This is a genomic window from Amycolatopsis echigonensis (assembly GCF_014174495.1).
Taxonomy (GTDB): Bacteria; Actinomycetota; Actinomycetes; order Mycobacteriales; family Pseudonocardiaceae; genus Amycolatopsis; species Amycolatopsis echigonensis.
In genome coordinates, this window is sequence record NZ_JACJHR010000040.1 from 54,535 (window position 1) to 78,527 (window position 23,993).

The following is a 23,993-nucleotide window of genomic DNA, read 5'->3' on the forward strand; positions in this document are numbered from 1 at the left end:
GGACAACGCGTCGTTCCTCCAACGACGGCTGCGCTACGCTGTGCCCCGCGGTATTCCAGGGAGGCAACCCCGGGGAGGGCCGCGCCGAACGCGACCCTCTCCCGCCTCTGCCCGCGACCCGCCGTTTTCCTCGCCGCCGTCCCTTTTCCGGCGGTGCGCGAATCCCTGCGAAAAGGAGGAGAAGCGCATGACGGACGCTCCGCGCGCCGTCGGCGGAACGCATCTCCGGGCCGGAACCGGAGCATTCTGCCCCGGCAAGGAAACGCGAGAACCACTGCTCCGTTTGTTTGGGAAAAAGTGCGCCAGGCGGCCCCCGCCGGCACCGAGCGGGAACGGTTCATCCCGAACGCCCTTTTCGGAGGGAAGACCGCCGCGCACGGGGCGGTCTCCCGGCGGCCGGGTCCGGCCGCGACACCACCACTGCCAGGGGAGAACAGGCCAGATGACCATCCTCGCGCATCCCGCGCCGCTCACCGGTCCCGCTGTCCACTGCGATCTGCCCGGCCCGCGCTCGGCCGAGTACCTCGCCCGGCAGGACCGCCGGGAACCGAACGCCCGCGGCGGCCCGCGGCGGCTGCCGATCGCGATCACCGAGGGCTCGGGCAGTTTCGTGCGCGACGCCGACGGCAACGTCTTCATCGACTTCCTCGCCGGGGCGGGCGTGCTCTCCCTCGGGCACAACCATCCCGAACTGGTCGCGGCGATGACCGCGCAGCTGAGCAAGGTGACCCACGCGCTCGACTTCGCGACCCCGGTCAAGGACGAGTTCTCCGAAGCCCAGTTCGCGATGCTGCCCGAGGCGCTGCGCTCGAGGATGAAACTGCACTTCTGCGGGCCGGCCGGGACCAACGCGGTCGAGGCCGCGCTGAAGCTGTGCAAGACCGCGACCGGACGCGGCGGCGTCGTGTCCTTCCAGGGCCGGTTCCACGGCAGCGCGCACGCCGCGCTCGGCCTGACCGGGCCGGCCGGACGGCGACCTGGCCCGGGCACCCTGCCCGGCACCCAGTACCCGCCGTACTCCTCGTGCCCCCGCTGCCCGGCCGGACCCGATGCCGACACCTGCGCGGCGACCTGCCCGGACCTGCTCGAACGCTCGCTGCACGAATCCGGCGACGGCCTCCCGCTGCCCGCCGCGGTACTGCTCGAACTGGTGCAAGGCGACGGCGGCGTGGTCCCGGCGCGAGCGGATTTCGTGCACCGGGTGCGCGAACTGACCCGGGAACTGGGCATCCCGCTGATCGTCGACGAACTGCGGACCGGCTGCGGCCGGACCGGGACCTGGTTCGCCTTCGAGCGCTACGGCATCGAACCCGACGTGATCGTCGCGTCCAAAGCACTCAGCGGAATCGGCTCGCCAGTCTCGCTGATCATCTACGACGAACGCCTCGACAACTGGGCCCCTCGCGCGCACGGCACCCCCCTCGGCAATCAGCTCGCCTTCGCCGCGGGCGCGCGGGCGATCGAGGTCGTCAACCGCGACAGCGTGCTGGACAACGTCGTCGAACGCGGACACCAGTTCGAGGAGCTGCTTTCCCCGCTGGCCAGCCACCCGTGGGTGACGGACGTGCGCGGCACCGGGCTGATGTGGGGCATCGAACTCGCCGACCCGCGTACCGGCGCACCAGCGTCGGAACTCGCGCTGGCCGTGCGAAACCACGCGTTGCGGCGCGGGCTCATCGTCGAAGTGGGCGGACGCGGCGACAGCGTGGTGCGGTTGCTGCCGCCGCTCAACGTCACCGCGGACGTCGTGCGGACGGCCGCCGGAATCCTGTTGGCCGCGCTCGACACCGCGACCCGCGAGGCGCACTGATATTCGGTCGACAGGGCCTTTCCTGGCGCGCAAGATCACCAGACGTGACCGACCTCGCCGCCATGCCGCTCGACGATGCCCAGCTGTCCGAAGCCCAGCCCGGCGACGCCGCTGAACTCCTGGTGCTGCAACGGTGCTGCTGGGTACCGGAGGCGATCGTCAATGACACCTTCGATGTCCCCGCCCTGCACGAGGACCTGGACACCGTGCGCGGCTGGATCGAAGCCAGTCGCGTGTGGACAGTCCGGATCGGCGGACGGCTCGTCGCGGCGGTGCGCGCCCACCTGAAGGAGGACCGCTGGGAGATCGGCCGCCTGATGGTGGCTCCGGATCTCGCCGGACAGGGCGTCGGGCGGTGGTTGCTGAGCTACGCCGAGCAGCAGGCCCCGCCCGAGGCCACGAGTCTGGTGCTGTACACCGGAGCGGGCAGCGAGCGGAACCTGACGATCTACCGGCGCGCCGGGTACGAAGTGGCCGAACCGCCCGCGAACACGCTCGGGAAGCACATTCGCGGGACGGTTTTCCTGACGAAGAAGATTTAAGGTTTCGCCTTACGCAGCAACGCAAACCCGCCGATCGCCGTACATCTCGCCGCGCCCGGCAACGGAATCGACGCCAGGGACCGCGACCTCAAACGGTCCGCACCGGGAAACCGTGTCGTCGCGCGACCAAGACCACCGCTAGCACCGGCACCATCAGCACCAGCACTGCCCACGGAAACGACGCGCTGCCCGCCGCGTCGAGCAGCACCCCTCCGACGATGCCGCCGGCGGCCATTGCGGCGTTCCACAGCGTCACGAGCATTGCCTGGACCGGGTCCGCGGACTCGCCGCCCGCGTCTCCGGCGGCGGTTTGCAGCAGGGTCGGCACTCCGCCCCAGCCGAGGCCCCACAACGCGGCGGCCGCGTACACGAGCGCGGGCTCGGTCGCGAGCAGTGCCGCGGCGACGGCGACCAGCAGTGAGCTGACGACCATCAACAGCCTCAGCCGCCGGTGGATCTGCGCGCCGACGAGCCAGATGCTCGCGATCGAGGCGAGCCCGAAGGTCAGCAGGACCAGGTCGGTGTCGTCGCCCATGCCCAGGCCGGTGAGGAAGGTGGCGAGGTAGGCGTACAACACGGTGTGCGCCAGCACGAACACCAGCGTGACGAACAGGACCGCCGCGACTCCGGGGATCCGCAGCGCGGGCAGCATCTTCGGGCGCGCTCCCCCGGGCTGTCCGGGGAAGTCCGGCACGGCCGCGCCGATCCAGGCCAGCAACACCAGCGTGAGCACGGTCATGGCGAGGAACGCGGTACGCCAGCCGGCGAGCTGGCCGACGAACGTCCCGGCGGGCACGCCGAGGCACAACGCGACGGGGATGCCCGCCATGGCGATCGCGATGGCACGGCCCTGCGAAGCGGGAGCGACGAGGCGTCGGGCGTACCCGGCCAGCAGCGCCCACGCGAGACCGGCCGCGACCCCTGCGACGAACCGCGCGACCATCGTCAGGCTGTACTCCGACGAGACGGCCGTGACGGTGTTGGCCAGGGCGAATCCGGCCATCGAGGTCAGCAGCAACCGTTTGCGCCGCCAGCCGGAGGTGGCCGCGGAGAGCGGGATCGCGGTCAGCACGGTGCCCAGCGCGTAGACCGTGACGGTCTGCCCGGTCGCGGATTCGCTGACGCCGAGCGAGCCGCTCATCGCGGGCAGCAGACCGGCGGGCAGCGTCTCGGTGAGGCTGGTGATGAACACCGCGGTGGCGAGGGACAGGAGCGCGAAAAGCGGAAGCCGCCCGGTGGGAGCGACGGTGGCTGAGGTGGAGCTCATGCGCCCACAGTGCGGACCGGGCCTTCGGGAATGTTTACGATCGACTGACGGTGGCCTGATGACGCGACGGGAGCGACGCATGCGGTTCGGCGTACTCGGCCCGCTCGCCGTCTGGAATGAGACGGGCGCGCCGGTCACCGTGCCCGAAGCAAAGGTGCGCGCGCTGCTCGCGACACTGCTGGCCAACGACGGCGGACCGGTCAGCCCGGACCGCCTCGTCCAGGACCTCTGGGGCGATCACCCGCCAAGCAAACCGGCGGGCGCGTTGCAGGCCAAGGTGTCGCAGCTGCGCCGGATCGTCGGCCGAGACGGCGTCGAGCGGCAACCGGCGGGTTACCGGCTGCGGATCGACCACTCCGATGTCGCCCAGTTCCGCGACCTCGTCGCCCAGGCACGCGCGACGGCGGACCCCCGAGCCCGGGCGGCGCGCTTCGCCGAAGCCCTGGATCTGTGGCGCGGCGAGGCGTTCGCCGACTTCGCCGACGAGGAGTTCGCGCGATCGGCCGTCCACCGGTTGTCCGAACTGCGCCTGGCCGCGGTGGAAGAACGAGCCAAAGCGCAGGTCGAAGCGGGTGACTACTCCCCCGCGGACGATCTGGCGGACGTCATCGCGCAGCATCCGCTCCGGGAAGGCTTGCGAGCAGCGCAGATGCGTGCGCTGTACTTGCGGGGACGGCAGAGCGAAGCCCTTGCGTCCTATACGGATCTCCGCACCCGGCTCGCCGAGGAACTGGGCGTCGACCCGAGCCCGGAGCTGCGCGCGCTGTACGAATCTCTGCTCCGCCAGGACTCCGGCCTGGCTGCCGAACCACGCGGCAATCTGCCCCGGCCGTTGACCCCGCTGATCGGCCGGGAAGAAGCGCTCGCCCGGCTGGCGCGACTGTCGGAGAGGCTGGTGACGCTGACCGGGCCGGGCGGGGTCGGCAAGTCGCGGCTGGCGATTGCCACGGCGGGACTCGGTGAGTTCCCGGACGGCGTATGGCTGGTCGAATTCGCGGGCGTGCGCGGCTCCGCCGCCGACCTCGCCGAAGCCGTCGCCGCCGTGCTCGGAATCCGCGACTCGGCCGACTCCGCCTCGCCGCTCCACCGGCTCGCCGCCGCCCTGCGCGACCGGCGGACGCTGCTCGTCCTGGACAACTGCGAGCACGTCGTCGAAGCCGCCGCCGAACTCGTCGAAACGCTCCTCCGCACCACCCGTGACCTGCGTATTCTCGCCACCAGCCAGGAACCGCTCGGACTGCCGGGCGAGACCGTGTTCGCAGTGGAACCGCTGCCGCCCGCCGATGCGGTGCGGCTGTTCACCGAACGCGCCGCCGCCTCCGCCCCGGATTTCGCCGACGATCCCGACGCGATCGCCGAAATCTGCCGTCGCCTGGACGGCCTTCCGCTCGCACTGGAACTCGCGGCCACCCGCGTGCGCGGCTTGGGCGTGCGGGAGCTGGCGGCCCGGCTCAACGACCGGTTCGCCGTCCTGACCCGGGGGTCGCGCGGCGCGCCGGCGCGGCAGCAGACCTTGCGCGCGGTGCTCGACTGGAGCTGGGACCTGCTCAGCGAGCCGGAGCGGACCGTCCTCAGCAGACTGGCCGTCCACCGCGACAGTTTCGATCTCGCCGCCGCCCAAGCCGTCTGCGCGGGAGACGGCGACGTGGTCGACCTCGTGCTCCGGCTGGTCGACCGGTCGCTCGTGTCCGTCACGCACGGGCCGACCGGCGTCCGGTATCGGCTGTTGGAATCCGTTGCCGCGTATGCCGTCGAGCGGCTGGCGGATCCTGATGCCACACGCGGCCGACACCTGCGCCACTACCTGGAAATCGCCGAGAACGCCCGCTTGCACGGTGCCGAACAGCGGGCTTGGCTCACCCGGCTGGACGTCGAAGCGGGCAACCTGCGCGCGGCATTGGACGACGCGATCTGCCGGTCGTCCCCCGAGGCGGCGCGGCTCGCCACGGCGCTGTCCTGGTGGTGGCTGCTGCGCGGCAGGCTCACCGAAGGCCGCCGGATGCTGTCCGCCGTTTCCCGGGTCGTCGGGCCGAATCCGGAGCTCACTGTCCTCAATGGATCGTTCGCCCTGCTGACCGGAGAACAGCCGGTACCCGATTCGCCGGACAGCGTCCGCGCGCTGTGGCTGCGCGCCTACAGCCTGTTCAGCGTCGGCGACCTCGCCGCCAGCCGCGAGGTGAACGCACGGGCCCTCGCCCTCGCGACCGCCGAGGACGACGAATGGGGCGTCGCCGCCGCGCTCGGCCTGCGCGCGATGCTCGGCCTCGTCCGCGGGGACCTCGACGGACTCGGCCGGGACGGTCTGCGCAGCGCCGAGATCTTCCGCCGCCGCGGCGACCGCTGGGGCGAACTGCAGACCATCCCGCCGCTGGCCGCGCTCGCCGAAATCAAGGGCGACTACGCCGAAGCCGCGCGCCGCCAGCACGAAGGACTCGCCATCGCGCGCGAGTTGGACCTGCAGGCGGAAGTCTCGGCGAGACTGTCCGGCCTCGGCCGCCTGGCGCTGCTCGAACGCGACTGGCCGCGAGCCCGCGACCTGCACGAACAAGCCCTCCGCATCGCGGCCGACCACGGCTATACCTACGGCCGGATCCACGCCGAAATGGGCCTCGCGCTGGGTGCCCGCCGCTCCGGCGATCTCGACGCCGCCGAACAGCGCCTCACCCGCATCCGCGACGAATACCGCGGCTTGTCCTCGACGGCGGGCGATCATTTACTGTACGCGGAACTCGGTTTCGTCGCCGAACTCCGGGGTGACGTGGTTCAGGCGAGGAAGTATCACCTGCAGGGCTTGGAATACGCGCGAATGCTTGACGAGCCGCGTGCGTTCGCGCTGTCGCTGGAGGGGCTGGCGGGCACGGTGGCTCCGGAATCCGCCGCGCTGCTGCTCGGTGCCGCGGACGCGGCGCGGCGCAGTGTCGACGCGCCCCTTCCCGCAGCGGAACGGGGTGACGTGGACCGGATTACCGAAGCGGTACAAGCGATTCTCGGCTCCCGCTTCGCCAGCAAATTCGAGCGGGGTGCCCGGTTGTCGGTCGAAGACGCGACCAGACTGGTCTCCTGAGCGAGATGTCCACATAGGACAATCACCAGCCTGGTGCCGTCGTCACCAGGACAACCGCCGCCTAGCTCCCCGGCCCGCGCCGCCGCACTCTGGGCACCAGAGCCGCACCCCGGCGGCCGGACTGGAGCGAATCCCGTGAAAGCACTGCACATCACCGCCTTCGGCACCGAAGCCACCCTCGCGGACCTCCCGGCCCCGGTGCCCGGGCCCGGCCAGGTCGTGGTCGACGTCGTGGCGGCGGCGGCCAATCCGCTCGACCTCAAAATCGCGTCCGGAGCCATGCACGACTACTTCCCCGCCGCCCTCCCCTATGTCCTCGGCACCGACTTCTCCGGACGCGTCGCCACTCCAGGCACCGGCTGGCAGCTCGGCGATCCGGTCATCGGCCGTCTCGATCCCGTCGACGGCGGCGCGTTCGCCGAGCAGCTCGTGATCGACGCGGCGGACCTGGTCCCCGCGCCGTCCGGCATCAGCCTGGAAACCGCGGCCGGGATCCCCACCGCCGCCGCGACCGCGTGGCAGGCGCTGGTCGAGGTCGCGAACGTCCACCGAGGACAGACAGTTCTCGTGCACGCCGCGGCCGGAGGCGTGGGCAGCTTCGCGGTTCAGATCGCCCGGCGGCTCGGCGCGCGGGTCGTCGCGACCGCGTCCGGTGACGGCGTCGCCATCGCGGAGAAGCTCGGCGCGGACCAGGTCCTCGACTACCGCCAGGTCGCCTTCGACAGCCGGCTCGACGGAGTCGACGTCGTGCTCGACACCGTCGGCGGCGAGGTCGGGGCCCGATCGCAGCAGGTCCTGAAGCCAGGCGGGCTGCTCGTGACCACGCCTGCCCCGGCAGAGGGGGCGACATTCGTCTTCCACAGCTCGGACGCGGCCCGGCTGGCGAAGGCGGCGGAACTAGGGGTCGAGGTGCTCGTCGACCGCACGTATCCGCTGGCAGACGGCGCGCAGGCGCTCGCCTACCTCGGCGAAGGCCACGCCCGGGGCAAGGTCCTGCTCAGCGTCGCTTGAGTGGTGCTGACGACGCCTGGCTGCGGCCGATCACGCGGAGGCATAGTGGCGGTATGGACCTGCGCGAACTAGGCGGCTACCTCAAGTCGCGGCGAGACCGGATCAGCCCGGCGGACGTCGGCCTCTCCGCCGGGCCGCGCCGCCGGGTGGCCGGTCTGCGCCGCGACGAGGTCGCCACCCTGGCGCGCGCTTCGGTCGACTACTACGTGCAGCTGGAGCAGGGCCGCGGCACCCAGCCGTCCGAGCAGATGCTCGCCGCGCTGGCCCGCGCGCTGCGGCTGACCAGCGACGAACGCGACCACCTCTACCATCTGGCGGGCCGCCCGCTCCCGCCCGCGTCAAGCGGCAACGCGCACGTCCAGCCCGCCCTGCTCAGCCTCCTCGAACAGCTGACCGCGACGCCGGCGCAGGTCATGACCGACCTCAGCGTCCCGCTCGTGCAGAACCGGCTCGCCGAGGCGCTGCTCGGCGCCGCGGCGCCCGGGGACGGCGTCCAGGCCAGCTTCGTCTACCAGCGGTTCACGGATCCCACCGCCCGCGAGCGGTACCACCCGGACGAACACGAGCACCAATCGCGCGTCTTCGTCGCCGACCTGCGCGCCGCGATCGCCAAACGCGGCCGCGACGCGCTGGCCCACGAACTCCTCACGACCCTGCTGGCCCGCAGCGAGGAATTCGCGCACCTCTGGGACCAACGCGAGGTCGCCGTCCGGCGCGCGGACCGCAAACGGCTCGTGCACCCGACGCTCGGCGTCGTCGAACTCGACTGCATGAACCTGCTCAGCGAGGACGGCGGCCAGCGCCTCCTGTGGTTCACCGCCCCGCCGCGCAGCGACCACCTGGAGCTGCTGGCCGCCGTCGGCACCCAGGACCTCGCACCCCGCTAGTCCACTATGGACGCACGGCCAGGACGAGCTTCCCCATCGCCTTGCGGTTTTCGATGGCCTCCAACGCCTCGCGCACCTCGGCCAGCGGGTAACTCCCGCCCAGCGGCGGCACAATCGCGCCCTCCGCCAGCTTCGGCAGCAGTTCCGCCCACTGCCCCCGCAGGTACCCCGGCCGCGGCAGGGCGTACGCGCCCCATCCGACGCCCACGACGTCCAAGTTGTTGAGCAGCAGCCGGTTCACCTTCACCTCGGGGATCGACCCGCCGGTGAATCCGATGACCAGCATCCGCCCGTCCGCGGCGAGGCAGCGCAGGGAATCGGTGAACCGGTCGCCGCCGACGACGTCCGCGATCACGTCGACGCCGCGGCCTCCGGTCGACGCTTTCACCGCGTCCTTGAACCCGTCCGCCAGCACGTATTCGTCCGCCCCTGCCGCGACCGCCGTCTCGCCCTTCTCCGGCGTCGACACCACGCCGAGCACCTTGCCCGCGCCGAACGCCTTCGCGACCTGGATGACCGCCGTCCCCACGCCGCCGGCCGCGCCGTGCACGAGCACGGTCTCCCCCGCTGCCATCCGGCCGCGCCGGCACAGCGCGAAATGGGCGGTCAGGTAGTTGAACGGAATCGCCGCGGCCTGGTCGAAGCCGAGGTCGTCCGGAACGGGGAACACCGCGTCCGCCGCGCACGCGACCTGCTCGGCGAACCCGCCCAGGAACGGCAGCGCCGCGACCCGGTCCCCGGCCTTAACCGCCGCGCCGTCCGGAGCCTCCGCCACGATCCCGGCGACCTCCGCGCCCGGGATGAACGGCAGCTCCGGTTTCACTTGGTACAGCCCGCGCGTCTGCAGCAAATCCGGGAACGCCACCCCGGCCGCGTGCACGTCGATCAGCACCTGGTCGTCCCCGCGCGAAGGGGCGTCGGCCTCGACCACGGAAACAGTCGACGGGCCTTCGAGATCCTTGATGTGTACGGCTTTCATGCGTTTCTCCTGGTTCACAGCGCGGAGAGGATGTCGTTGACCCGGTCCTTGGCGTCGCCGAAGAGCATCGCCGAGTTTTCGCGGAAGAACAGCGGGTTCTGCACGCCCGCGTACCCGGAGGCCATGGAACGCTTGAAGACCACGACGTTCTCCGCTTCCCACACGGTCAGCACCGGCATGCCCGCGATGGGGCTGCCCGGGTCTTCGGCGGCAGCCGGGTTGACGGTGTCGTTGGCGCCGATCACCAACACGACGTCGGTGTCGGCGAAATCGTCGTTGATCTCGTCCAGCTCGAGCACGATGTCGTAGGGCACCTTCGCCTCGGCCAGCAGGACGTTCATGTGGCCGGGCAGGCGTCCGGCGACGGGGTGGATGCCGAAGCGGACGTCGATGCCCTTGTCGCGCAGTTTCCGGGTCAGCTCCGCCACCCCGTATTGCGCCTGCGCGACCGCCATCCCGTATCCCGGCGTGATGATCACCTTCGAGGCGGCGGTGAGCAGCTCCGCCGCGCCTTCCGCGGTGATTTCCCGGTGCTCGCCGTAATCCTTGTCCCCCGACGGCCCGGCTTCGATGCCGAACCCGCCCGCGATCACCGAGATGAACGACCGGTTCATCGCCTTGCACATGATGTAGGAGAGGTACGCACCGGACGAGCCGACGAGCGCGCCGGTGATGATCAGCAGGTCGTTCTCCAGCAGGAACCCCGACGCCGCCGCGGCCCAGCCGCTGTAGCTGTTGAGCATCGACACGACCACCGGCATGTCCCCGCCGCCGATCGAGGCGACCAGATGCCACCCCAGCGCCAGCGCGAGCACGGTGACCACGACCAGCAGCCACAGGTGCGGGCTGACGACGAACCACGCGGTGAACGCGACAAACAGCACCAGCGCGCCGAGGTTCAGGAAGTTCTTGCCCGGCAGCATCAACGGCGCGGACTTGATCTTCGCCGACAGCTTCAGGTTCGCCACGATCGACCCGGTGAACGTCACCGCGCCGATGAACACGCCGATGAACACCTCGGCGTGGTGGATCCCCAGCGTCCCCAGCGCTTCCAGGTGACGCGACTCGGCGCCGGAGGGGTCGCATTCCACCTGCAGGTAGCCGTTCCAGCCCACCAGCACGGCGGCGAGACCGACGAACGAATGCAGCAGGGCGATCAGCTCGGGCATCCCGGTCATCTCGACCACCGCCGCCCGGCGCAACCCGATCCCGGCGCCGATCACCATCGCGATGATCAGCAACGCGATCGAGGTGCCGGTGATCTCCCCGGACACCGCCTGCGCGATGGTCGCGATCAGCGCGACGACCATCCCGGCCATGCCGAAGTAGTTTCCGACCCGCGCGGTCTCGTGCCGGGACAGCCCGGCCAGCGCGAGAATGAACAACAGCCCGGCCACGATGTAGGCGGCCTGGCTCGCAGTGTGCACAGTCATCTGAAGGAGGCCTCTCGGGTCAGCTGCGGGAGAACATGGCGAGCATCCGGCGCGTCACCGCGAACCCGCCGAAAATGTTGATCGTCGCCAGCAATGTCGCCACCGCCGCCAGCACGACCACCACCGTGTTGCCGCTGACCAGGTTCAGCAGAGCCCCCACGACGATGATCCCGGAAATCGCGTTCGTCACCGACATCAACGGCGTGTGCAGCGCGTGGTGCACGTGCCCGATCACGTAGTAGCCGATCACGATCGCGAGCGCGAACACCGTCAGATGCGGCAGCAGCGCCGCCGGGGCCAGCGCCGCCAGCAGCAGGAACACCGCCGCGATCCCCAGCACGATCCCGAGCCTGCGGCCCGAGGACATCGGCTGTTTCTCCGGCTCTTCCTTCTTCTCCGGCGCCGCCGCGGGTTTCTGCGGGGCGGCGGAGACTTGCACCGGCGGTGGCGGCCACGTCAGCTCGCCGTTGCGCACCACCGTGATCGACCGGACCACCACGTCGTCGAAGTCGACCACGAGCCGGCCGTCCTTCTCCGGCGTCATCAGCTTCATCAGGTTCACCAGGTTGGTGCCGTAGAGCTGGGAGGCCTGCGCCGGAAGGCGGCCCGCGAGGTCGGTGTAGCCGAGAATCGTGACCCCGTTTTCGGTGACGATTTTTTCCCCGGCGACCGAGCCCTCGACGTTGCCGCCGTTCGCCGCGGCCATGTCCACGATGACCGAGCCCGCCTTCATCGACGCGACCATCTCCGCGGTGATGATCCGCGGCGCCGGACGGCCCGGGATCAACGCCGTCGTGACGATGATGTCGACCTCGCGGCACTGCGTCGCGTACAGCTCCTTCTCGCGCGCCTTGTAGTCCTCGCCCATCTCCTTCGCGTACCCCGTCGCCGAAACCTCGGCGTTCGGGTCCTCGATGGACAGATACTCCCCGCCCAGGCTCTTGACCTGATCTGCGACCTCCGGACGCGGGTCCGTCGCCCGCACGATCGCACCGAGGCTTCCCGCCGCGCCGATCGCGGCCAGCCCGGCCACACCCGCGCCCACGACCAGGACCTTCGCCGGAGCGACCTTCCCCGCCGCGGTCACCTGCCCGGTGAAGAACCGCCCGAACGTGTGCGCCGCCTCCACCACCGCGCGATACCCGGCGATGTTCGCCATCGAACTCAAGACGTCCAGCGACTGCGCGCGGCTGATCCGCGGCACCGCGTCCATCGCCAGCGCCGTGATCGGCCGCTTCGCCAGATCCTCGACCAGTTCCGGCTTCAACGCCGGAGCCAGCAGGCTCACCACGGTCGCCCCCGGCTTCACCGCGTCCAGCTGCTCCGACGAAGGAGCGTTCACCCCGAACACGATCTCCGCATCCGCGATCGGCCCGACCGTCGCGCCTGCCTCCGCGAAGGCCTCGTCGAAGAATCCCGACGCCAGCCCCGCGCCCGGCTCGACCGCCACCTCGTAACCCAGCCCGCGCAGCTTGCCCACCGTTTCCGGGGTCGCCGCGACGCGCGTCTCCCCCGGTTGGGCCTCCTTGAGCACCCCGATCAGCATGCCGCCTCCTTCCCGCTCGTTCGCGGAAGATCCGCCGGCCGGGCCCTGACGGCGTTTTGGGTCGCCACCTGGTCCGACTTCGCCCGCTTCAGGTACAGATGCGCTGGATACTCCCATGCCGCCCGGCCTCCGGCAGCCAACCGGAGGCCCTTTTTCGGCAGCGAGTGCGACGAGATCACGGTCATAGCCCTGGACGGCCGCGGCGGCCGGGTCGCGCGCACCGGCTCCCGGGCGACGGCACTGGGCCGGGAAACCGCCGACTACCCGGTTGAACCGCTTCGCCGGTCCCGGGCCTTCGTCGCCCCGGACGTGGCCACGGGGGCCGCTGCCGGATCGATCACGACGTCCATCGTGATGTCCGCCACTTGACAAGCGGACGCACCGGGTCAGCCGACTGGGCGGCGCACAGCCGGCTGCTCCGCTCGGAGCCCGCGGTCGCATAGCGGGTCAGCATGGCCGTCAGCTCGTCCTCGAACGCGGGCAGATCCAGCGGGTGATCAGCTTGTGCAGGAGCAGTTCCAGCGTGTTCCCCATGATCCGCGCCGCCAAGTCCACATGGGACACGTTCGTTTCCGGGGACCGCTCGATCAGCTCCGTCGAGCGCGGGGCCTTCTCGGTGTCGCCGCAGGGTTTCCGCGATTTTCGGCGAAACAGCAGCCATTCTTCGCTTCCCGGCCGAATACGACGGGATCCCCGCCGTCCGCACGGGAGTGCTTGCACTTCGCTATCACTTGTGGTCTCCTGGAAGCGCTTGCAGATGACAACCACTTCGAAGGGGAAGTCATGATCCGCCGAGTACTCGCCCAGTGCACCGTCTCCGAGCTCAAGCGCGCCGAGGAGTGGTACTCCGCGCTGTTCGATCGAGGTCCGGACGCCCGGCCGATGCCCGGCCTGCTGGAATGGCACCTCGGCGACACGTTCGGGCTGCAGGTGTGGTCCGAACCCGACCGCGCCGGGCGATCGACGGTCGTCTTCGAGGAGACGGATCTCGACGCGGCCGCCGCGCGGGCAACGAAGGCGGGCGTCCCCCATGACGGACCGCAACCCGGTGGCGGCGCGCGCATTCTGCCGCTGGCCGACCCGGACGGAAACCGCGTCGTCTTCAGCGGCAAGTGATCCGCTTCCCCTGCGGCCCGGGTTGACCGGCCGGACCGGACCGGCCTAGTCTCGCGACTAGAATGATCGCTCTAGTCGTGAGACCCGAGGAGGCCCGATGCCGCGCGTGGAGCTCTCCGCAGGGCCGATCGACTACACCGACACCGGCGGCGCCGGCCCGGTCCTGGTGTTCGGGCACGGTTTCCCGATGTCCCGCACGCAATGGCGCAAGGTCGTCCCGCTGCTCGACGGCTACCGCTGCCTCCTGCCCACGCTGCCGCTCGGCGCGCACCTCGCCCCGATGCGTCCCGACGCGGACCTGAGCCAGTTCGGCGTCGCGCGGCTGCTCGGCGAATTCCTCGCCGCACTCGACCTGCACGAAGCGACCATCGTGCTCAACGACTGGGGCGGCGGCCAATTCCTCGTCGCCGACGGGCTGGCACCGGCCGAGCACGCCGCCCGGGTCGGACGGCTCGCGCTCGTCGCCTGCGAGGCGTTCGACAACTTCCCGCCCAAACCCGCGCGGCCGGTCGTGAACCTGCTCCGGCTGCCCGGCGGGCCGTGGCTGCACGCCCAAGCCACCCGGACGTCGTTCTACCGGCACGCCAAGGCCGCGTACGGCGCGATGTGCGAAAGCCGTGTCCCAGACGACATTCTCGAAGGCTGGTTCGCCCCGGCGTTGCGGGACAAGGAAATTCGCCGGGACATGGTCAAATTCGCCACCGGAACCCCGCCGCGTCGGGTGCTGCTCGAATGGACCGAGCGGCTGCGGTCGTTCGACCGGCCGGTTCTGGTCGTCTGGGCGGGCAAGGACCGGATGATGCCCGCCGACCACGGACGCAGGCTCGTCGACCTGTTCCCCGACAGCCGGTTGGTCGAGATCCCGGACAGCGGCACGCTGATCCCGGAAGACCAGCCGGAACGACTGGCCAAGGAACTGACCGCGTTTCTGACCGAAACCGGTGCGGTTCCGGGATAACCGGTCAGGCCGGAACAGCCAGCGGGAAGCGCACCCCGGTCAACTCCTCGGAGACCGTCCACAAACGACGCGCCACCTCGCCGTCCCGCGCTTTCGCCGACCGCCCCACGAGTTTCGGTTCCTCGCGGCTCGGCAGGAAACCGCGCGGGCCCGCGTAGCTGTTGCCGGGAAGGTCGGCCAGCGCGGCGTAAAGCGTCGGCAGAGCGCCTTGCGCGGGAGTTCGAGCGACCAGGCGAGTGACGAATTTCGCCAGCGAGGACACCACCGGCGTGTTGACCTTCAGGAGGTTCGTCGCCGCCGCGCCGGGATGCGCGGCGGTCGCCAGCACCGGAGAACCGGCTTCGGTCAGCCGCCGCTGGAGTTCGGCGGTGAACAGCAGATTCGCGAGTTTCGACTGCCCGTAGGCCGCCACCGCGTTGTACCGCCTGCGTTCCCAGTTCAGGTCGGCGAAATCGATCGAACCCGCGCGGTGCCCATTCGACGAAACCGTCACCACGCGGCCGCGGATCTGCCGCAGAAGCAGGTTCGTCAGCGCGAAATGACCGAGATGATTGGTCCCGAACTGCGATTCGAAGCCGTCCGCGGTGCGCGACAGCGGCGGGATCATGATGCCGGCGTTGTTGATCAGCAGATCGATCGGCTCGGTGAACTCCGCGGCGAACGCGCGGACCGACGCCAGGTCGGCGAGGTCGAGCCGGCGCACTTCGACGTCGCCGGGAAGCTGGTCGGCGACCTCGCGGCCGCTGCGCGGATTGCGCACCGCGAGCACCACCCGCGCGCCCTTGGCGGCCAGCACCGCGGCTGTCTCGCGGCCTAGTCCGCTGTTCGCACCGGTGATCACGGCGGTGCGGCCGTTCTGGTTTTCCACCTGAAGGTCCATGCCTTCAAAGTAGACAGCGACAACAATGTTGTCAACGGAAACATGCTGCTAGACTCGGCGGGTGCCCGACCAGCCCGAAGACCGCCCCTACCACCACGGCAGCCTCCGCACCGCCCTGCTCGACGCGGCCGAACGCGGATTGCGCGCGCACGGGGCCGATCAGTTGTCGCTGCGCGACCTGGCCAGGGAGATCGGCGTCAGCCACGCCGCGCCGCGCCGGCACTTCCCGGACCGGCAGGCGTTGCTCGACGCCCTCGCCGAAGCCGGGTTCGCCCGGCTGGACAACGCGCTGCGCACGGCATTGAAAACCGCGGACGATTTCCCGGGCCGCGTGCGCGCGGCTGCGAAGGCGTACACCCGCTTCGCCACCGAGAACTCGGCGCTGCTCGAACTGATGTACACCAGCAAGCATCGCCCCGGCGCGCACCGGATCGTGCAGGCTGCCGAAGCGCCGTTCGGGCTGATGAACGACCTGGTGGTCGAAGGACAGGAGCAGGGCGCGTTGCAGGAGGGGCCGCCGGAGCGGATCGGGGTGGTGCTGTTCGCGACGCTGCAGGGAATCGCGACGCTGCGCAACGGCAACCTCGTTCCGCCGGAATCGCTCGACGGACTTGTGGACACCGCCGTCGAACAGTTCCTGCGCGGCGCTCGTCCGTAACGAAAACCGGTTGGCCGCGCGAATGCGGCGGACAATTGGATACCGTGGTCGGCATGGCTGACCAACGACCGCTCGGCTTGCGAGAACGCAAGAAGCTCGACACGCGCAAAGCGCTGAGCGATGCCGCAGTGGCGCTGATGTACGAGAGAGGTCCAGACAAAGTCGTCCGCGAGGACATCGCGGAGCGGGCCGGGGTGTCGCTGCGGACGTTCAGCAACTACTTCGCCACGAAATACGACGCGGTCGCCTACCGGCAGGAGCACCGGATCCGGCTCAGCGCGGAACTGCTGCGCCAGCGCCCCGCGGACGAACCGCTGTGGACCGCACTCGCCGAAGCGCTCATCGAACCGCTGCGCGTCGACGGAGTGCCGTACGGACAGCCCGCGTCCGACCAGCTCAGCGCGGTGCAGGCGTGGAGTGCGACGCCGGAAATGCGCACCGCATTGGCGCGCGTGGAAACCGACGATCTGGTCAAGGCGATCGCCGAACGCACCGGCACGCGGGCCGGCGAACTGTATCCGCAACTGGTGTCCGACGTCGCGATCGCGGCGATGACCACGGTGCTGAACCGGTTTCTGGACGAAAGCCTGGACAAGAACGTTCCGGCGACGTTGCGCGAGGTGTTCGCCGGAATCGCGCGGGGCCTGCCGCCACAGTGATCAGCGCCGGGACACCGCGGGCAGCAAGTTCTCCCTGCCGTGCGCGGCAAACTCGGCCCGCAGCCCGCGTCGGTCCTCAGCGGTGAGCAGCCGGTACGGACTGCTCCGGCTCGGCGCGTACCAGACCCGGTCGCCCTCCCAGCCCAGCGCGCGCAGGGGTGCCTTGTCCGCCTTGCCGCTGCCGGTGACCGGAACCTCGTCGATGATCCGCACGAACGTCGGACGCCATTTCGTACCGAGATCCGGTTGCTCGACAAGGAATTCGTCGAAATCGACCGGGTCGAACGCGGCATCCTCAGCGAGAACCACCGCCGCCATGAGTAAGTCGCCCGTCCGCGGGTCCGGCACGCCGTAGCAGTGCGCCGCCGCGAACGGCGGGTAGCGGCCCAGAATCCGCTCGACCGCGATGGTGCCGAAGTTCTCGCCGTCCACGCGGAGCCAATCCGCCGCCCGGCCCGCGAAGTACAGGTAGCCGTCGCGGTCGCGGTAGCCGAGGTCGCCGGTCCAGAAGTCCTCGCCGCCGAATTTCAGCCGTTCGGCCATCGCGGCGGGATTGCGGTAGTAGCCCTCGAACGTTTTCCCGCGCCCCACCGCGACGATCTCGCCGGTCGCTTCCTCGGCGTTCAGCAGCAGGCCGTTCTCGTCGAATTCCGCGAGCGGGCATTCCCGGTTGTCCTGATCGCGGATTTCCGCGCGCATTCCGGGCGCGGGCCTGCCCAGCGCGTTCGGCGGCCCGTCCGGGTCCGGCACGATGCGGATTCCGCCCTCGCTCGATCCGTAGCCTTCCCGCACTTCGCAGCCGAATCGACGGCCGAATTCGGCAGCCTCGCCCGGCGCGGCTTCCGAGCCGAAGGCGACCTCCAGCCGGGGGTCAGCGTCGGTCGGCTGCTCCGGCTGCGCGACGAGGTAGCTCAGCACCCGGCCGACGTAGTTGAAGTACGTCACGCCGTGCGCGCGCAGATCCGGGACGAACTGCGCCGCGGAGAACTTCCGCACCAGCACGATCGTCGCGCCGACCTTCGCCGCCGCGGCGAGGTTCATCATGATCGCGTGGCCGTGGAACAGCGGCAAGCACAGGTAGGTGACCGATTCGCGGTGCAGCGAGACGCGCTCGGCCAGCGCGTCCGTCAACCGGCCGAGACGGCCGTTGCCGCAGATCACCGCCTTGGGCGTACCGGTCGAGCCGGAGCTGAACAGCAGCAGGAGGATCGCCGCCGGATCCGGAATGTACGCGGGCAGGTCCGCGCCCGCGTGCTCGGCCAGCAGGTCCCGGTACTCCGCCGACTCCACGTCGAGAACCCGACGGACGGTCGGCAGCTCGAGACTCGCGACTTCCGCCCCGTAGAGCGGTTCGGTGAGCAGCACGTCGACGTCCGTGTGGCTGATGTCGGCCGCCAGTTCCGCGCCGCGCCGGGTGGAGTTGATGCCGACCAGGACGTCGCCGGTCACCGCGGCGGCGAGGATCCAGAACACGAAATCCGGGAGATTCTCCAGGAGCACCCCGACGTGCCGCTGCGTCCGGCCGGGCCCGGGATCGAAGGTGCGCAGCAGCGACGCCCGCACGGCGGCCTCGCGGACGATTTCGTCCCACGTCCAGCTTCGGCCCTCGAACCGCAGTCCTTCGTGCGCGTCCCCGCGCCGGGACCGGACGACTTCCGCGAACGTTTCCATCGGCTCCTCCTCCGGTCAGCAGCCGGGCCCCTGCTCCCACCGCACCAGCCGCCGCACGACTTTCCCCGTCGCGTTGCGCGGCAACGGGTCCCGGGTCAGGAACCAGGCCGTCGGCACCTTGTACCGGGCGAGCCGTTCGCCGAGATAACCCCGCAACTCGTCAGCGTCCACTTCGGACCCCGCCCGGACCACGACCTTCGCGGCGACGATCTGGCCGTAGTCCGCGTCCGGCAGCCCGGCCACGATGCACTCGGCCACTGCTGGGTGTCCGGCGAGCTGTTCCTCCACCTCCGCCGGGTAAATGTTCTCCGCCCCGCGCAAGATCAGGTCGCTGCGCCTGCTCAGCACGAACAGCGCACCGTCGCGCAGCTGGCCGAGGTCGCCGGTCCGGAACCAGCCGTCCTCGGTGAACGCGGCCTCGGTCGCGGCCGGGTCGTTGAAGTAGCCGAGCATCACCTGCGGGCCGCGGAGGTAGATCTCGCCGTCGGTGCCGTCCGGGACGGGACGGCCTTCGGTGTCTCGGATCTGCACTTCCATGTTCGGCACGGGGCGGCCCGCGGTGTCCGGGTCGGCGAGGACTTCGGCGGGGGTCGCGAGGGTGGCCGCGGTCGAGGACTCGGTCAGGCCGTAGTTCGTGCTGAGCGAGGCGGCGGCGCTGGGCAAAGCGTCTCGCAATTGGTCTTTCAGCTCGACAGTCGACGGCGCGCTGCTGACCGAGACTGACGTGAGCGTGCTGAGGTCGTAGCCGGAGAGATCGGCTTCGACCAGGCGGGACAGCATCGTCGGGACCGCGCCCCAGTTGGTGATCCGCTCGTTGTGCACGAGGTCCAGCACTCGGTGAATGTCGAATTTTCCTTGGTACAGCACGGCGGTGTCGCCCACCGCGAGCCGTACGACGGCCAGGTTGTGCAGGGCGGCGATGTGGAACAGCGGCGTGGCCAGGAGGAATCGGCGATCCCGCGCCGGATAGCCGAATTCGGCGGCGAGCGCGTCGTTGAACAGGTGGAACCAGACCGCGGCGAGCACGTTGCGGTGCGAATGGGTCGCGCCCTTCGGACGGCCGGAAGTCCCGCTCGTGAAGAGGACGACGGCCGGGTCGTCCTCGTCGACCGGCACCGGCTTCAGCTGCGTGCCCGCACGGCGGTCGAGGAGGTCCCGGTATTCGGGGCTGCCGAACTCCAGCACCGGGCACCGGTCCGCGACCAGCGGCTTCCGGGCCGCGTCGGTCAGCACGACCTTCGGCGTCGTCAGGTCGAGGCCGTGCGCGACCTCCGGCGCGACCCACATCGAGTTCAGCCCGACCGCGATCGCGCCGAGCGAAACCGCCGCCCAGAATCCGACTATCCACTCCGGACAGTTCGCCGCGCACAACGCGACCCGATCCCCGCGCCCGACCCCGTATTCGACCCGCAACACCGCTGCGAGAGCGGCAACTTGGTCGTAGTGCTGGGCAAAGGTAAGCCGACTGTCCACAGTGACCAGATACTCGCGGTCGCCGAATGCGCGCGAGGCTTCCAGCAATTCGGTGAGGCACCGGTGCCGCCGCGCGAACACCGTCGCCGGACGTCCCGCGGCCGGTTCCGACCGGATCTCGAACTCCGCGCCCGGCGCGGTCAGCCGAGCGATGATGTCGTCGCGATCGGTCATCGGTCGCCTCCCCTTGCGTGGTGTGCGTTTCTCTATCCGAAGTGGACCCGTCCGCCGTCGACCACCGGGCCGCGTTCCGACGTGATCCGCAATCCGCCGTCGGACCAGCCTTCCACCCGCAGCTCCTCGCCAGGGAACACCGGTGCGGCGAAACGTCCTTCCAACGCCGTCAGGTCCGCCGGATGCGCGCCGGCCTGCCGGGCCGCGACCAGCGCACCCGCGCCCAGGGTGGCCAAGCCGGGCAAGATCGGGCGTGGCTGGCCGATTCCGGCCGCCGCCGCGGGGTCGACGTGGATGTGGTGCCGGTCCCCCAGCAGCCGGCAGAGCAGGGCTTGATTGTCCGCAGTGGACAGTTCCGCAGTCCAGTCGGGACTGTCCAAAGCGGGCGGACGGCCGGGCCCGCGTTCGCCGCCGAAACCGCCGATTCCGGGGCAGAACAACGACCACGTCGCGACAAAGCAGTCCGATTCCACGGCCACCTCGTACACCGCCGCACTGCCTTTGTCCCATACCTCGGAAACGCGGGCCCGCAGGGAAATCTCGCCCGCGGTCGGCAATGGCTTCACTACCTGCAACCGTTGCGAACCGTGCACGGCGTTGCCGATGTCGAACGCACCGGCGGAGCCGAGGACGTCCGGGGCCCATTGGGCGAGCGTCAGCGCGAACGGCGGCAGCACCCGAAGGCGGTCCTCGAACACCAAGTCGAGTTCGTCCGGCCGCGCGCCGATGGCGAGCGCGTAGAGGATCGGGTCGCGGTCGGTGTAGGCGACAGTGCGTTCGCCGAGGACGCGGCCTTTCCACTCGGCGGGGCTGGTCACTGCGCCCCGTAAACCGGTTCGGGCTCGGGAGCTTCCTTCAGCAGTTCGCGCACGGCCGGACCGACTTCGGCGGCGGTCCAGCGCCGGTCCCGTTCGCGGGACGGGCCGTGGCTCCAGCCGTTCTCCACGCAGATCCGGCCGCCCTCGACCTCGATCACGCGGCCGGTGACGTCCGCGGCGTCCTCGCTGGCGAGCCACGCGACGATCGGCGACACGTTGCCCGGGTGCATCGCGTCGAACCCGCTGTCCGGCGCGGCCATCTGAGCCGCGAACGGACCCTCGGTCATCCGCGTGCGCGCGGCCGGGGCCAGCGCGTTCACCGTGATCCCGTACCGGCCGAGTTCCGCGGCTCCGACCAGCGTCAACGCGGCGATTCCGGCCTTGGCGGCGCTGTAGCTGCCCTGGCCGATGCTGCCCTGCAGACCCGCGCCGGAGGTGGTGTTGACGATCCGCGCCGCCCGCGTACGCCCGGCTTTCGCCTCCGCACGCCAGTACCCCGCGGCGTGGTGCATCAGCGCGAAATGGCCCTTGAGATGCACCGCGACGACGGCGTCCCACTCCTGCTCACTGGTCGTCACGATCATCCGGTCGCGCACGAAGCCGGCGTTGTTCACGACGATGTCCAACCCGCCGAACTCGTCGACCGCCTGCTGTACCAACGCTTCCGTAGCCGCGAAGTTCGCGACGTCGGCGCCGTTGGCCACCGCTTCGCCGCCCAGCGCGCGGATCGCTTCGACCACTTCGCCGGCCGGACCGTCGGACGCTCCCTCGCCCGCGCCTGACGTGCCGAGGTCGTTGACCACGACGCGCGCGCCCTGCCGGGCGAGTTCCAGGGCGTGCTCGCGCCCGAGTCCGCGGCCGGCCCCGGTCACGATCGCGACCCGGCCCTCCAAGATCCCGCTCACATCATCTCCGTTCGTCGACCGGTCCGGAGCGGTTCCCCGTAAACCAAGCAAGTGTTAGGCTACCAAGCAATCGCTAGGTTAGGAACGCACGTGACGATTTCCACGCAGCTCCACGACAACGGCACCTTCGTGGTCACCATGGACTACCCGCCGGTGAACGCCCTGCCGGTCGCCGGATGGTTCCGTCTCGCCGAAGCCGTGCGGGAGGCGGGCGAGGACCCGGCGGTGCACGTCGTCCTGCTCCGCGCCGAGGGCCGCGGCTTCAACGCCGGCGTCGACATCAAGGAAATGCAGCGCACCGCCGGTTACGACGCTCTCGTCGGCGCGAACCGCGGCTGCTACCTGGCGTTCAAGGCGATCTACGAATGCGCCGTGCCGGTGATCGCCGCGGTGAACGGCTTCTGCCTCGGCGGCGGCGTCGGACTGGTCGGCAACTGCGACACGATCATCGCCGCCGACGACGCGTACTTCGGCGTCCCCGAGGTAGACCGCGGCGCGCTGGGCGCGGCGACCCACCTCGCCCGCCTGGTCCCCCAGCACCTGATGCGCACGCTGTACTTCACCAGCCGCACCATCGCGGCGAACGACCTGGTGCAACACGGTTCGGTGCTGGAAACCGTACCCGCCGCCGACCTCCACGACGCCGCGCTCGCCCTGGCCGCCGAGGTAGCCGCGAAGGACCCGCGCGTCATCCGGGCCGCCAAAGCCGCGCTCAACGGCATCGACCCGATCGACGTCAACCGCAGCTACCGGTACGAACAGGGCTACACCTTCGAACTCAACCTCATCGGGGCCGCCGACGAACACCGCGACGCCTTCGTCGCGACCGGCCGCCCGCTGACCGACTGACCCTCGAGGAGACCCATGCCTCTCCGCACCCCGCTCACCGAGCTGACCGGCGTCGCCCACCCGATCGTGCAAACCGGCATGGGCTGGGTCGCCGGTCCGCGCCTGGTCTCCGCGACCGCCAACGCCGGAGCCTTGGGCATCCTCGCCTCCGCGACGATGACCTACGACGAACTCGACCACGCCATCAAGGAAGTCAAGCAGCGCACGGACAATCCCTTCGGCGTAAACCTGCGCGCCGACGCCGGGGACGCGACGGAACGCGCCGAATTGCTGATCCGTCACGGCGTCAAGGTGGCATCTTTCGCACTGGCGCCCAAAAAGGACCTGATCGCCCGCCTCAAGGACCACGGCGTGGTCGTCATGCCCACCGTCGGCGCCGCCCGCCACGCCGAAAAGGTCGCCTCGTGGGGCGCGGACCTGGTGATGATGCAAGGCGGCGAAGGCGGCGGTCATACCGGTCCGACCGCCACCACCCTGCTGCTGCCATCCGTACTGGACGCAGTTGACATCCCAGTAGTCGCCGCCGGAGGCTTCTTCGACGGCCGCGGCCTGGCAGCAGCACTCTCGTACGGCGCGGCCGGAATCGGCATGGGCACGCGGTTCCTGCTCACCAGCGACAGCGCGGTGCCGGATGAAATCAAGCGCACCTACCTGAGCTTCGGCCTGGACGGCACCGTCGTGACCGCCAAAGCCGACGGCATGCCGCATCGGTTGCTGCGCACGCCGTTCATCGAGAGCCTCACGAAGGAAGGCTTCGTGCAGCGAATGGCCCGGACGCTGCGCCGGACAAAGGACTTCAAGCGGTTGAGCGGCCAGTCCTGGCCTTCCCTGCTCGCCGACGGCCTGCGCATGAAGCGCGGCAGCGACCGGACGTGGACCCAAACGATGCTGGCCGCGAACACCCCCATGCTGCTCAAGGCCGGTCTGGTAGAAGGCGACACGCGAGCCGGAATGCTGGCAGCCGGACAGGTCGTCGGGGTGATCGAAGACCTGCCAAGCTGCGCGGAACTGGTAACCCGAATCGTGGACGGGGCACAGGAACGCCTGAAAGCGACCAGCGCACTGCTGGACTGAGCGGAGGCCCGTGAAGGAGCCACTCACGACCCGCCGCCGCCCGCGCAGAACCCTTCACCGACTTGATTCCCTCAAGGGGCCCTTCACGAACCATCCCGCGCCGCGCCCACCAAACCGCAGCTCACGCACCCAACTCACCCAGCACCCACACCACCCCCAAAACCGCAGCCGACGCACCCAACCCACCCAGCACCCACACCACCCCCAAAACCGCAGCCG

The 23,993-nt window shown here is 70.2% G+C and carries 20 protein-coding genes; 11 read left to right on the forward strand and 9 right to left on the reverse strand.

Going from position 1 to position 23,993, the window contains the following annotated elements; translation table 11 throughout:
- Window positions 1-442: 442 nt before the first annotated feature.
- A complete protein-coding gene (locus tag H5411_RS25950) occupies window positions 443-1,810 on the forward strand; it encodes an aspartate aminotransferase family protein (protein WP_183125301.1) in 1,368 nt (455 codons plus the stop codon).
- A 44-nt stretch (window positions 1,811-1,854) separates the two neighbouring features.
- A complete protein-coding gene (locus H5411_RS25955; protein ID WP_183125302.1) occupies window positions 1,855-2,352 on the forward strand; it encodes a GNAT family N-acetyltransferase in 498 nt (165 codons plus the stop codon).
- A gap of 88 nt (window positions 2,353-2,440) precedes the next feature.
- Here the strand turns inward: H5411_RS25955 and H5411_RS25960 are convergent, their stop codons facing one another.
- Window positions 2,441-3,619: an MFS transporter gene (locus H5411_RS25960; RefSeq protein WP_183125303.1), complete on the reverse strand. Its 1,179-nt coding sequence runs from the start codon at window positions 3,617-3,619 to the stop codon at window positions 2,441-2,443.
- Between the two features lie 58 nt (window positions 3,620-3,677).
- Between H5411_RS25960 and H5411_RS25965 the strand changes: the two genes are divergently transcribed.
- The 3 genes from H5411_RS25965 (at window position 3,678) to H5411_RS25975 (ending at window position 8,581) form a co-directional block, all read left to right on the forward strand.
- Window positions 3,678-6,683 (forward strand): AfsR/SARP family transcriptional regulator, encoded by a 3,006-nt coding sequence (locus H5411_RS25965; protein WP_246369229.1) that lies wholly within the window; start codon window positions 3,678-3,680, stop codon window positions 6,681-6,683.
- Window positions 6,684-6,818: 135 nt separating this feature from the next.
- The gene (locus H5411_RS25970; protein ID WP_183125304.1) at window positions 6,819-7,694 is read left to right on the forward strand and encodes an NADP-dependent oxidoreductase; all 876 of its coding nucleotides are present in this window, start codon (window positions 6,819-6,821) and stop codon (window positions 7,692-7,694) included.
- 53 nt (window positions 7,695-7,747) lie between these two features.
- A complete protein-coding gene (locus H5411_RS25975) occupies window positions 7,748-8,581 on the forward strand; it encodes an MmyB family transcriptional regulator (RefSeq protein WP_183125305.1) in 834 nt (277 codons plus the stop codon).
- A gap of 4 nt (window positions 8,582-8,585) precedes the next feature.
- Here H5411_RS25975 and H5411_RS25980 read toward each other — a convergent pair whose 3' ends face one another.
- The 3 genes from H5411_RS25980 to H5411_RS25990 are packed head-to-tail and all read right to left on the reverse strand — an operon-like array spanning window position 8,586 to window position 12,539.
- Window positions 8,586-9,560 carry an NADPH:quinone oxidoreductase family protein gene (locus H5411_RS25980; protein ID WP_183125306.1) on the reverse strand — a complete coding sequence of 325 codons (975 nt, stop codon included), beginning with the start codon at window positions 9,558-9,560 and terminating at the stop codon, window positions 8,586-8,588.
- A 14-nt stretch (window positions 9,561-9,574) separates the two neighbouring features.
- Complete coding sequence (gene pntB / locus H5411_RS25985; RefSeq protein ID WP_183125307.1) at window positions 9,575-10,993, reverse strand: Re/Si-specific NAD(P)(+) transhydrogenase subunit beta; 1,419 nt, start codon at window positions 10,991-10,993, stop codon at window positions 9,575-9,577.
- A 19-nt stretch (window positions 10,994-11,012) separates the two neighbouring features.
- Window positions 11,013-12,539, reverse strand: a complete 1,527-nt coding sequence (locus H5411_RS25990) for a Re/Si-specific NAD(P)(+) transhydrogenase subunit alpha (protein ID WP_101439208.1) — start codon at window positions 12,537-12,539, stop codon at window positions 11,013-11,015.
- A 783-nt stretch (window positions 12,540-13,322) separates the two neighbouring features.
- Here H5411_RS25990 and H5411_RS25995 point away from each other — a divergent pair.
- Both H5411_RS25995 and H5411_RS26000 read left to right on the forward strand, forming a co-directional pair.
- On the forward strand, window positions 13,323-13,655 hold the full coding sequence (locus H5411_RS25995; RefSeq protein ID WP_101439207.1) for a VOC family protein: 333 nt from the start codon (window positions 13,323-13,325) through the stop codon (window positions 13,653-13,655).
- A 97-nt stretch (window positions 13,656-13,752) separates the two neighbouring features.
- Complete coding sequence (locus tag H5411_RS26000; protein ID WP_183125308.1) at window positions 13,753-14,613, forward strand: alpha/beta fold hydrolase; 861 nt, start codon at window positions 13,753-13,755, stop codon at window positions 14,611-14,613.
- 4 nt (window positions 14,614-14,617) lie between these two features.
- Here H5411_RS26000 and H5411_RS26005 read toward each other — a convergent pair whose 3' ends face one another.
- Complete coding sequence (locus H5411_RS26005; RefSeq protein ID WP_101439205.1) at window positions 14,618-15,493, reverse strand: oxidoreductase; 876 nt, start codon at window positions 15,491-15,493, stop codon at window positions 14,618-14,620.
- 61 nt (window positions 15,494-15,554) lie between these two features.
- Here H5411_RS26005 and H5411_RS26010 point away from each other — a divergent pair, with 61 nt between their 5' ends.
- Both H5411_RS26010 and H5411_RS26015 read left to right on the forward strand, forming a co-directional pair.
- A complete protein-coding gene (locus H5411_RS26010; RefSeq protein WP_183125309.1) occupies window positions 15,555-16,151 on the forward strand; it encodes a TetR/AcrR family transcriptional regulator in 597 nt (198 codons plus the stop codon).
- A 53-nt stretch (window positions 16,152-16,204) separates the two neighbouring features.
- A complete protein-coding gene (locus H5411_RS26015; protein WP_167442056.1) occupies window positions 16,205-16,810 on the forward strand; it encodes a TetR/AcrR family transcriptional regulator in 606 nt (201 codons plus the stop codon).
- Here H5411_RS26015 and H5411_RS26020 read toward each other — a convergent pair whose 3' ends face one another.
- From H5411_RS26020 to H5411_RS26035, 4 genes are read right to left on the reverse strand one after another with little or no spacing between them, the layout of a single operon-like run.
- Entirely contained in the window at window positions 16,811-18,481 is a 1,671-nt protein-coding gene (locus H5411_RS26020) for an AMP-binding protein (RefSeq protein ID WP_101439202.1), read from the reverse strand.
- 15 nt (window positions 18,482-18,496) lie between these two features.
- A complete protein-coding gene (gene casG, locus H5411_RS26025; protein ID WP_183125310.1) occupies window positions 18,497-20,128 on the reverse strand; it encodes a steroid-24-oyl-CoA synthetase in 1,632 nt (543 codons plus the stop codon).
- A 32-nt stretch (window positions 20,129-20,160) separates the two neighbouring features.
- Window positions 20,161-20,946, reverse strand: a complete 786-nt coding sequence (locus H5411_RS49035) for a MaoC/PaaZ C-terminal domain-containing protein (protein ID WP_183125311.1) — start codon at window positions 20,944-20,946, stop codon at window positions 20,161-20,163.
- Window positions 20,943-21,851, reverse strand: coding sequence for an SDR family oxidoreductase (locus tag H5411_RS26035; RefSeq protein ID WP_183125312.1), 909 nt, complete (start codon window positions 21,849-21,851; stop codon window positions 20,943-20,945). Before H5411_RS26035 ends, H5411_RS49035 begins: the two co-directional genes overlap by 4 nt.
- A gap of 90 nt (window positions 21,852-21,941) precedes the next feature.
- On the opposite strand from H5411_RS26035, the gene H5411_RS26040 reads away from it, so the two are divergent.
- Together H5411_RS26040 and H5411_RS26045 are read left to right on the forward strand one after the other, a co-directional pair.
- Window positions 21,942-22,700, forward strand: a complete 759-nt coding sequence (locus tag H5411_RS26040; protein ID WP_183125313.1) for an enoyl-CoA hydratase family protein — start codon at window positions 21,942-21,944, stop codon at window positions 22,698-22,700.
- Window positions 22,701-22,715: 15 nt separating this feature from the next.
- On the forward strand, window positions 22,716-23,774 hold the full coding sequence (locus tag H5411_RS26045; RefSeq protein ID WP_183125314.1) for an NAD(P)H-dependent flavin oxidoreductase: 1,059 nt from the start codon (window positions 22,716-22,718) through the stop codon (window positions 23,772-23,774).
- The last annotated feature ends 219 nt before the right edge of the window (window positions 23,775-23,993 follow it).